The 2,852-nt window shown below is 71.8% G+C and carries 2 protein-coding genes; one reads left to right on the top strand and one right to left on the bottom strand.

All coding sequences use genetic code 11. The features are described from left to right. The first annotated feature begins 153 nt into the window (after positions 1-153). Positions 154-1,380 carry a GDSL-type esterase/lipase family protein gene (locus tag J0670_RS34785; protein ID WP_307806826.1) on the top strand — a complete coding sequence of 409 codons (1,227 nt, stop codon included), beginning with the start codon at positions 154-156 and terminating at the stop codon, positions 1,378-1,380. Positions 1,381-1,442: 62 nt separating this feature from the next. Here the strand turns inward: J0670_RS34785 and J0670_RS34790 are convergent, their stop codons facing one another. Beyond that, a complete protein-coding gene (locus tag J0670_RS34790) occupies positions 1,443-2,801 on the bottom strand; it encodes an NAD(P)/FAD-dependent oxidoreductase (protein ID WP_207816447.1) in 1,359 nt (452 codons plus the stop codon). Positions 2,802-2,852 lie beyond the last annotated feature (51 nt).

Raw genomic sequence — 2,852 nt, forward strand, 5'->3', positions numbered from 1 at the left:
ATGCGGAAACAAATGCGGAAACCTGCCGCAGACGCCTAGCGGCGGCGGGCGAGGGCATGTCATCTTCTTCGCGCCACCGGCCGGCGGCCCACCCTCACCCAGGCGTCTTCCCGTCCCCACACCACGGGGAGACCGAGCCGCAGGAGTTCCGTCGTGCCCGGAAACCGTTCGAGCATCACCCGTCGTGCGCCCCGCCTCGCCCGACGGCTGCTGACCGCAGCCGCCGTGCTCCCGCTGACCGCAGCCGCCGTGCTCCCGCTGGCCGTGACCGGGCTGGCCGTCGCCGCGCCCGCCTCGGCGGCGGTTCCCGTCGCCCCCGCCGTTCCCTCCGGTCCCACCGCGAGCGTCGCGCTCGGCGACAGCTACATCTCCGGTGAGGCCGGGCGCTGGATGGGCAACGCCGCCGGCACCAGCGGCAGCCGGAACGGCACCGACCGGGCCTGGAACGGCAGTTCGGCCGACCCCTCGCTGGTCTACGGCACCACGGCGGCGAGCGGCTGCGACCGCTCCGATGTCGCCGAGGTGCTCGGTGCGTCGACGACCGCGCAGAACCGGATCAACCTGGCCTGCTCCGGAGCCGTCACCGCGAACGTCTTCCGCGCCGTCGACGGCGGCCAGTCGCTCAAGGGAGAGGCCCCGCAGGCGGACCAACTCGCCACCGTGGCGCGGCAGAACGACGTCAAGCTGATCACGCTGTCGATCGGCGGCAACGACCTCGGCTTCAGCGGGATCATCTCCAACTGCGTGCAGGACTACCTGATCTGGTACTCGTACTGCCACGACTCGGCGCAGTCCTCGGTCGACCAGCAGATGCCGACCGCGATGGCCGGGGTCGGCAAGGCGATAGACGAGATCCGCGCGGTGATGGCCGACGCCGGCTACGCGCGGACGGACTACCGGCTGGTCCTCCAGTCCTACCCGTCGCCGATCCCGCGCAGCGCCGAGATGCGCTACCCGGAGAGCGGCTGGAGCCGCTCGGACACCGGCGGCTGCCCGTTCTGGAACGCGGACGCCGACTGGGCGCGCGACTCGATGGTGCCGCAGATCTCCAAGGCGCTCGCCGGGGTCGCGGCCACCAAGGGCGTGCAGTTCCTGGACCTGTCCGACACGCTGCAGGGCCGCGAGGTCTGCTCGACGGCCACTCAGCAGCCCACCGCGGGCTCCGGCCCGTCCGCGACCACCAGCGAGTGGGCGCGCTTCCTGGACGGTGGGCTCAACACCACCCAGGGCGTGCTGCGGGAGTCGATGCACCCCGACTACTACGGGCAGTTGGCGCTCGGGCGCTGCCTGACCCTGCTGTGGGGGCAGAGCACCGGCGACTACGCCTGCCGCAACACGGCGGGGCAGGACGCGAGCGGGATGTACCTGACCGCGAGGTGACGCGGCGTCCCGGAGCCCCCGCTGTCGCGGTGGCGGCGAGGGCTCCGGGCAGCGGCCTCGGGTCAGCCCTTGGCGAGCAGGGACTGGGCGTGGGCGCGGACCTGATCCTTCGTCAGATAGGCGTCGGTGTACTCGAAGTCGCGCAGCCGGGCGGGCTGGCGGGAGAGGAAGCCGATGCGGACGAAGTCGTCTCCGGCGGTCGCGTTGATCAGCCAGTTCGTGCCCACCCGGACCTTCGCCGCATTGGTGCGCATCGCCATCAGGTGGTAGCCGCGCGCCACCAACTGGGCGGGCACACCGTGGAGTTCGACGCCGACCGGCTTGGAGACCGCGTCCTTGCCGCCGAGGTCGACCACCAGGCCGAGATCCTTGTGGTAGTACGGTTCGAGCGGCTGGTTGCGGAGCGAGGCGATCACGTTGTCGGCCACCGCGCGGCCCTGCCGGGCGGAGTGCTGGGCGGTCGGCGGGCAGACCGCGCCGTCGCCCTTGGCGAGGTCGGGGACGGCGGCGGCGTCGCCGAGCGCGAACATGCCCTCGAACTGCGGCACCCGCATCTCCGCCGTCACGGCGAGCCGGCCGCGGACCGTCTCCGCGTCCAGAGTGCCGATCAGCGGGCTCGCGGCCACCCCGGCGGTCCAGATCAGCGTGCGGCAGGGAAGCACTCGGCCATCGGTGAACTTGACCGTCTCGGCGGTGACTTCGGCCACCGAGACGCCCAGCGACACCTCGATGCCGCGGCCGCGCAGGATCTCCAGGGCGGCGGTGCCGAGCGCATCGCCGAGCTCGGGCATCAGCTTGGGGGCGATGTCGATCAGGTGCCACTTGATCTGCCTGGCGTCCAGCCGCGGGTAGCGGCGGGCGGCGGCGGTGGTCAGGCGTTGCAGGCAGGCGGCCGTCTCGGTGCCGGCGTAGCCGCCGCCGACCACCACGAACTGCAACCGGGACTCGCGTTCCTTCTGGTCCAAGGTGGCGGAGGCGAGGTCGAGTTGGGCGATCACGTGGTCGCGGACGTAGGCCGCCTCGGCGAGCGTCTTCATGCCGCGGGCGTAGTCGGTCAGGCCCGGGATGTCGAAGGAGCGGGTGATGCTGCCGGGGGTGAGCACCAGGACGTCGTACTGCTGCGCGATCACCTCGTCGGTGATCTTGCGGACGACGCACACCTTGGAGGCCGGGTCCACGCCGATGGCGCCGCCGGGGACGATGTGCGTGCGGCGCAGGGTGCGGCGCAGCGAGACGGCCACGGACTGCGGAGTGAGGACGCCGGCGGCCACGTGCGGGAGGAGAGGGAGGTAGAGCTGGTAGCTGTACGGTGTGACCAGCGAGATCTCGGCCTCCGACGGCGCAAGCTTGCGTTCCAGGCGGCGGGCGCACTCCAGGCCGGCGAAGCCACCGCCCACGATCAGGATCCGAGGTCGTTCCATCGCTCATCCCTTTGTCGTGCAGGTCGTACCCGTGAAGGTCCCCGTTGCTGT

The organism is Streptomyces sp. FH025 (assembly GCF_017427025.1).
Classification (GTDB): Bacteria; Actinomycetota; Actinomycetes; order Streptomycetales; family Streptomycetaceae; genus Kitasatospora.

Excerpts from the sequence above, each read along its gene's own strand:
- J0670_RS34790 (WP_207816447.1), bottom strand. The coding sequence starts at position 2,801 with ATGGAACGACCTCGGATCCTGATCGTGGGCGGTGGCTTCGCCGGCCTG.